Annotated in this window: 8 protein-coding genes; 4 read left to right on the top strand and 4 right to left on the bottom strand. The window is 62.2% G+C overall.

Features of this window, described 5'->3' with window-relative positions; all coding sequences use genetic code 11:
• From VEJ16_11900 to VEJ16_11890, 3 genes are all read right to left on the bottom strand, one after another.
• Positions 1-211 (bottom strand): FAD-dependent oxidoreductase (locus VEJ16_11900; GenBank protein ID HYB10366.1); only part of this gene is annotated, 211 nt, incomplete at its 3' end.
• A gap of 99 nt (positions 212-310) precedes the next feature.
• A complete protein-coding gene (gene mnmE / locus VEJ16_11895) occupies positions 311-1642 on the bottom strand; it encodes a tRNA uridine-5-carboxymethylaminomethyl(34) synthesis GTPase MnmE (protein HYB10365.1) in 1332 nt (443 codons plus the stop codon).
• Positions 1642-1896, bottom strand: coding sequence for a DUF6489 family protein (locus VEJ16_11890; GenBank protein HYB10364.1), 255 nt, complete (start codon positions 1894-1896; stop codon positions 1642-1644). The genes mnmE and VEJ16_11890 overlap by 1 nt, the downstream gene beginning before the upstream one ends.
• A 275-nt stretch (positions 1897-2171) precedes the next feature.
• Between VEJ16_11890 and VEJ16_11885 the strand changes: the two genes are divergently transcribed.
• The 4 genes from VEJ16_11885 (at position 2172) to VEJ16_11870 (ending at position 6578) form a co-directional block, all read left to right on the top strand.
• A complete protein-coding gene (locus VEJ16_11885; protein HYB10363.1) occupies positions 2172-4238 on the top strand; it encodes a thioredoxin domain-containing protein in 2067 nt (688 codons plus the stop codon).
• Positions 4239-4245: 7 nt separating this feature from the next.
• Positions 4246-4737: a methylated-DNA--[protein]-cysteine S-methyltransferase gene (locus tag VEJ16_11880; GenBank protein ID HYB10362.1), complete on the top strand. Its 492-nt coding sequence runs from the start codon at positions 4246-4248 to the stop codon at positions 4735-4737.
• Between the two features lie 133 nt (positions 4738-4870).
• Positions 4871-5566 carry a dienelactone hydrolase family protein gene (locus tag VEJ16_11875; GenBank protein HYB10361.1) on the top strand — a complete coding sequence of 232 codons (696 nt, stop codon included), beginning with the start codon at positions 4871-4873 and terminating at the stop codon, positions 5564-5566.
• A 34-nt stretch (positions 5567-5600) separates the two neighbouring features.
• The gene (locus tag VEJ16_11870; GenBank protein HYB10360.1) at positions 5601-6578 is read left to right on the top strand and encodes a quinone oxidoreductase; all 978 of its coding nucleotides are present in this window, start codon (positions 5601-5603) and stop codon (positions 6576-6578) included.
• Positions 6579-6678: 100 nt separating this feature from the next.
• On the opposite strand, the gene VEJ16_11865 is transcribed toward VEJ16_11870, so the two are convergent.
• The coding region (locus VEJ16_11865) for a transcription termination factor Rho (GenBank protein HYB10359.1) at positions 6679-6819 on the bottom strand (141 nt) is incomplete at its 5' end.

Raw genomic sequence — 6819 nt, 5'->3', positions numbered from 1 at the left:
TGACGCCGTCGAGTGCATCGATCTCACGGACCAGATGGCCTTTCGCAAGGCCACCGATCGCCGGGTTGCATGACATTTCGCCAATCGTATCCAGCCGATGGGTCAACAGGAGCGTCCGCGCGCCGACGCGCGCCGCCGCCGCCGCCGCCTCACAGCCCGCGTGGCCGCCACCGACCACGACGACGTCGTACCGCGATGGATTTTGGTTCATGGCCCGGATTTCTACGCGGGCCTCGTATGAGAGTCAAAGCGGGCGCAAGATTCCGGGGTTTCACGTGAAATGATTAACGTGACCGCACGTGCGGCTGGGTCATTTCCCGATGCAGAAATCGCGGAAAACGACGTCGAGAATGGCCTCCACCTCAACGCGGCCCGTGATCCGCCCGAGCTGGCGCATCGCGAGCCGTAAATCTTCGGCTCTGAGCTCCGGCAGTGCGGCAGTCGCGGAGCGACGCAGCGCCGCGACGCAACTCTCCAGCGCCTCGCGATGGCGGAGCCGGGTGAGCGTGGGCGCCGACGAAACGCCCAACAACGCCACCGCTTGGCACTCCAGCCTCTCCATGAGCCCCGCGAGTCCGTGCCCCGTCTTCGCCGAAACCGCAATCAAGGGCCGACCCTCGAACGTCATGTCCAAGGTGCTCGCGGCCAAGTCGACTTTGTTCAAGACCAAAATACTCGGCATCGTGGCGAGGGTCGCAACCGAACGTTCCATTTCGGGCCATCGTGTTGCGTCAAAGACCACAAGCCGCAGGTCGGCATCTTCCGCGCGCGCGACGGCGCGCCTTACACCTTCGATCTCGATCTCATCGCCACTTGAGCGAATTCCCGCCGTATCGGCAAGGGTCACCGGGTATCCCGCCAAATCGAGATGCACCTCGATCACGTCGCGCGTGGTGCCCGCGCGAGCAGAGACGATCGCGACATCCCGGCGCGCAATGGCATTGAGAAGGCTCGATTTCCCCACATTGGGGGAACCCACGATCGCGACCGAAAGCCCATCCCTTGTGCGCTCCCCACGCCGCCCGTCACTGAGGTGTCGAACGATTTCCGTTTCGATTGCCGAAACGTCGTGCACGAACCCTGCCGACAACGCGTCCGCCGTCTCCTCCGGAAAATCGATATCGGCCTCGGCATGGGCCAGGATCGCGACCAACCTGGAGCGCCAGCCGTCATAGAGGCGTCCGAGTTCGCCTCTCATCTGGCGCAATGCCAGAAGACGCTGGGCCTCAGTCTCGGCGTTTATCAGGTCCGCAAGCCCCTCAACGGCCGTGAGGTCGAGCTTGCCATTGTCGAACGCGCGCCTTGTAAACTCGCCGGGCCCCGCTGGGCGCAATCCCGCAAGTTTCGCAAGCGCCTCGAGCATTGCATCGACCGTTGCACGGGAGCCGTGAATTTGAAATTCCGCCATATCCTCGCCGGTCTCGCTCTTCGGGCCGGGAAACCAAAGGACGACACCGTCGTCGAGCGCGGCCCCATTTTCCGGGTCCCGAAGCCGCGCATACTGGGCGAAGCGGGGTGCTGGCAGCCCTTTCCCTGTCAATCCACGAATCGCCGTCGAGGATGCCGGACCGCTCACGCGAATGACGGCGATTGCAGCACGACCGGCGGACGACGACAGCGCGAAAATCGTGTCCCGCGCCACTACTTGCCTTTCTTGTCGGGCCGTGCGTCACCGCCAAGATGCGAGCGCATGATCTGTTGGAACTGCTCCCAACCTTGCACGCCCGCGGGCAGCCAAATTTTGAAAAGCGCCTCAGGATCGGTGGCCGCCAACGTGGCGCGCATGCGCGCCTCCATCTCCGCGAGCAGCGCTTTCTGCATCGGTTCGATGTCCGGTAGGCCGAAAAAAAGCCGCGCTTCCTGGGGCGTGCAGTCGACGTCGATCTTTACCTTCATGGGAATCCTCCGCCTCGCGCCCGCTCGGGCGGGAATACCGATTTTGACGTTGAGCCCCGGCGTTCCCCGCCGCACTATTGCGACATTACGCCAGCCGCTCGGTTTGGGTAAGCCTTGGACGACAACCAAATCCCCAGCCTTCACGCACGCGGCGCGATTCGACAAATCTGCGCCTTCGCATCATCTCTAGTGTGGCATTCGCCTTCCTGAACGCGGATGCCGCCAAAATGTTCGAAACTTGAAATCCACCACACCCGAACACCAACCGGGACACCATGAGCCAAGACCTCGCCCCGCAGGACCCCACCACGCAGAATTTACTCGGCCGCGAGACGAGCCCCTATCTTCTCCAGCACAAGGACAACCCCGTGCATTGGCAGCCGTGGGGCGACCACGCGCTGGCGGAGGCGAAGCGCCTCGACCGTCCGATCCTTCTTTCGATCGGCTATGCGGCGTGTCATTGGTGCCACGTCATGGCCCATGAGAGCTTCGAGGATCCCGAAACCGCCGCGATAATGAACGCGCTTTACGTCAACATCAAAATCGACCGTGAAGAACGCCCCGACATCGACACCATCTATCAGCACGCGCTCGCACTCCTGGGGGAACATGGCGGGTGGCCCTTGACGATGTTCTGCACCCCGGAGGGAGAACCCTTCTGGGGCGGCACGTATTTTCCACCGGATGCGCGGTACGGCCGACCGGCGTTCCGGGATGTTCTCAATCGCATTTCGGAGGTCTATCGCCAGGAAAAACACACCGTGCATCGCAATGTCAGCGCCTTGCGCGAGGGTCTCGAGCGTTTGGGCCAATCGCACGCCGGACAGGGCTTCCCCCAAGCCACGATCGCCGATGCCGCACGCCGGCTTTTGCGGATGGTGGACCTCCATGATGGGGGAATCGCCGGCGCTCCCAAGTTTCCGCAAGTCCCGATCTTCAAACTCTTCTGGCGCCTTTGGAAGCGCTCCGGCGATCGGGCCTTTCGCGACGCGGTGCTGGTCACGCTCGTGCGCATGTCCCAGGGCGGTATTTACGATCATCTCGGCGGCGGCTTTGCACGTTACTCGACGGACGATCGCTGGCTGGCGCCCCACTTCGAAAAAATGCTCTACGACAACGCTCAACTTATTGAACTTCTTGCCGATGCCTGGCTCGACACACACAATCCGCTGTTCGAGACCCGCGCCGTCGAAACCGTCGATTGGGTCCTGCGCGAGATGATCTCGCCGGACGGGGGCTTCGCCGCAACCCAGGATGCCGACAGCGAAGGGCACGAGGGGCGCTTCTATGTCTGGTCGGCCGGCGAGATCGAACGGCTCCTCGGCGACGACGCTGTGTTCTTCAAACGCACCTACGATGTCACGGCCGACGGCAATTGGGAGGGCGTCAATATCCTGAACCGCATCGGTGCGGACGGATTGCTCGAACCCGCCTTGGAGGCAAAGCTCGCTCAACTGCGCAAGACCTTGTGGCGGCATCGAGAAACGCGCGTAAAGCCTGGCTGGGACGACAAGGTGCTCGCCGATTGGAACGGCCTGATGATTGCGGCCCTGGTTCGCGCGGGGCTCGCCTTCGATAAACCCGAATGGGTCGCAGCAGCCGCAAGCACCTTCGCATTTGTCAGTCGGCGCATGAGCGCCAATGGGCGGCTGCGTCATAGCTACCGCGCCGGTCAGCTCAAGCATGCCGGCTCGCTCGACGATCACGCCAACATGGTCGATGCCGCCCTGATGCTTTATGAGGCGACGACCGAGCCCGACTATCTTCGTCTTGCGGAGTCCTGGGTCGAAATCCTCGACAGGCATTATCGTGACACCGAGAGCGGCGGTTATTTTTTCACCGCGGACGATGTCACCGACGTCATCGTGCGAACCAAAAGCGCAAGCGACAACGCCACACCCTCCGGTAACGGCACAATGGCCGCCTCACTTGCAAGGCTTTACTACCACACGGGAAAGGTGCAGTACCGCGAGCGTGCCGACGCCGTACTCAGCGCCTTTTCGGGACAGCTCGGTGACAATATTTTCTCGTTCGCCACCCTGCTCGGTGCTGCCGCACTTCACGACAACGCCATTCAGGTCGTTCTGGCTGGAACGCCGGGTGATCCGGCATTCGAGGCACTCCGACGAGCTGCCTATGGCGTGTCCCAGCCGAACCGCCTTGTCCAGATCGTCTCGCCCGGCATCTCCCTGCCCGCGGAACATCCCGCACACGGCAAGGGCCTTCATGACGGCAAGCCGACCGCTTATGTCTGCACCGGTAGAACGTGCTCCCTCCCCATCACGTCGACCGATGGTCTCCGAATGGCGTTGGGACCGGTCGCACACGTGCCAACATCATGAGCGTGCGATGAAAGAGCCCGATCGTTCGACAAGCAAGGCGAGCCTGACGATCCCCAGCATGATCGGCCCTATCACTGTCGTCGCCGATGGCGATTACATAACGGAAATACACATCGGTCGCCGACGACCCGGCCGGGACGAAACGCCGCTCTTGCTCGAAACGAAAAAACAGCTCGATGCCTATTTCGCCCGCAGGCTCACGATATTCGACTTGCCGACCGAGCCCCGCGGCAGCGACTTCGAGCGCCGGCTCTGGCGTGCCCTCGAACGGATCCCTTACGGCGCGGTGCGGACATATGGCGCGCTCGCCCGCGAGGTCGACAGCATTCCGCGCGCGATCGGCGGCGCTTGCGGCGCCAATCCGATCCCCATCGTGATCCCATGCCATCGTGTCATCGGGAGCAACTCCCTCGGCGGCTATTCCGGCGGAGACGGTGTGGCCACCAAAAGAAAACTGCTCGCCCTTGAGCAGCCGGACCTGCTCTCCGGGTTGAGCTGACCTTGCATTTGCCCATTGCGACGCAGCGACGGCCGCGGTCGTGACAAGCCCGGCGGCGCACGATAGTCTTGCACCAATCACCCGACCTTCAACCAATCGATAAACCGACAATCGTCAACGATAGGAGCGGATCATGCCTGAGGTAACGATCGCCGCCGCCGACGGCGGCAGCTTCTCCGCCTATCTCGCCCGACCCGCCACCGGCAAGGGACCGGGCGTGGTCGTCTGCCAAGAGATATTCGGCGTCAATCATGTCATGCGCGAGGTTTGTCTCGATCTCGCAAAGCAGGGCCACTTCGCAATCTGTCCCGATCTCTTCTGGCGTCAGCAGCCGGGCATCCAGATCACGGACAAGACCCAAGCCGAATGGGCGCGCGCGTTCGAGCTTTACAAGGGCTTCAACGAGGCGAAAGGGGTCGACGATCTCAAGGCGACCCTCAACTTCATGCGCAAACACGAAGGCTGCACGGGCAAGGTCGGCGCCGTCGGTTTTTGTCTTGGCGGCAAGCTCGCCTATCTCATGGCGACACGGACGACGGCCGACTGCAATGTCGGCTATTACGGCGTGGGGATCGAAGCGGCCCTCGACGAGGCGAAGAACATCAAGAAGCCCCTGATGCTTCATATCGCGGAGAAGGACGAATACTGCCCGGCAGCCGCACAGGCCAAGATCAAAGCCTCGCTTGGGAGCAACAAGCTCGTCACGATCCACAGCTATGCCGCTATGAATCACGCGTTCGCGCGCGTGGGCGGTCAACACTACGACAAAGCGTCGGCGGAGCTTGCGAACGGCCGCACATTCGATTTTTTCAAGAAGGCCCTCGGCTGAATCAAGAATGCGCTGATTCAAAGAAGGAGAAACCATGGTAAAGGCTATTCAAGTCACCACGCCAGGCGGTCCCGATGTGCTGCGAATGGTGGAGGCACCTCTGGCCCATCCGGGGCCGGGCGAGGTCGTCGTTCGTCACCACGCGATCGGACTCAACTATATCGACATCTATGTCCGAACCGGCCTCTACAAGCAGCCGAGCTATCCTTGCGGGCTGGGATATGAAGGGGCGGGCGTGGTTGAAGCGGTCGGACCCAAGGTAAAGGACTTCAAGGTCGGCGATCGTGTGGCGTACGGACTAAGCCCCATCGGCGCTTACGCGGAAGCGCGCATCATGCCGGCCGACCGTCTTGTCAAACTGCCCAAGGAGATCGATTTCAAGACCGGTGCGGCGATGATGCTTCAAGGCATGACGGCGCGCTATCTCCTTCGCCGCACTTACAAGGTCAAGAAGGGCGACACCATCCTCGTGCACGCGGCGGCCGGCGGCGTGGGCCTGATCATGTGCCAGTGGGCGAAGTCGCTCGGCGCTACCGTGATCGGCACCGTGAGTTCCGACGAGAAAGCAACCCTCGCCAAATCGCATGGATGCAAACATCCCATCGTGACCGGCAAGGAGGACTTTGCCGAGCGCGTCAAGGAGATCACCAAGGGCAAGGGGCTGCCCGTCGTCTACGACTCGGTCGGGAAGGACACCTGCGAGAAGTCGCTGGCGTGCCTCGCACCCCTCGGGCTTTTCGTCACCTTCGGCAATTCTTCGGGACCGATCCCACCGTTCGATCTCGGCCAGCTCGCCGCGAAGGGCTCCCTCTATGTCACGCGCCCCACGCTCGGCACTTACGTGGCCAAGCACGAAGATCTCGTCGCGACGGCACGGGACCTCTTCCGTGTCGTCAAGAGCGGTGCGGTCAAGATCCGCGTCAATCAAACCTATCGCTTGGCCGATGCGGCCCAAGCCCATCGCGATCTCGAAACGCGGAAGACGACGGGATCGACGGTGCTAATGCCGTAGGGTATTGGCGCGCCCGCGCGCGGCGCCCGGCCGCACGCCGCGTTTTTTGCGTGGGCGCAAGGGCAAGCTGCCCTCGAATGTGCGACGCACCTTCGACGCGCTACTGATTCATCGATTGGAAGAATTCGCCGTTTGTCTTGGTGTGGCGAAGCTTGTCGAGCAGGAACTCCATTGCGTCGTTCATGCCCATCGGCATGAGAATGCGCCGCAGCACCCACATCTTCGCCAGCACGTCCCGTTC

It is taken from the genome of Alphaproteobacteria bacterium (genome assembly GCA_035625915.1).
Lineage (GTDB): Bacteria > Pseudomonadota > Alphaproteobacteria > JACZXZ01 > JACZXZ01 > DATDHA01.
The sequence above is the reverse complement of the archived record's forward strand: the minus strand, read 5'-3'. Positions and strand labels throughout refer to the sequence as shown.

Coding starts and splice junctions, on each gene's coding strand:
- VEJ16_11885 (HYB10363.1), top strand. CDS start 2,172: ATGAGCCAAGACCTCGCCCCGCAGGACCCCACCACGCAGAATTTACTC.
- VEJ16_11875 (HYB10361.1), top strand. CDS start 4,871: ATGCCTGAGGTAACGATCGCCGCCGCCGACGGCGGCAGCTTCTCCGCC.
- VEJ16_11880 (HYB10362.1), top strand. CDS start 4,246: ATGAAAGAGCCCGATCGTTCGACAAGCAAGGCGAGCCTGACGATCCCC.
- VEJ16_11890 (HYB10364.1), bottom strand. CDS start 1,896: ATGAAGGTAAAGATCGACGTCGACTGCACGCCCCAGGAAGCGCGGCTT.
- VEJ16_11870 (HYB10360.1), top strand. CDS start 5,601: ATGGTAAAGGCTATTCAAGTCACCACGCCAGGCGGTCCCGATGTGCTG.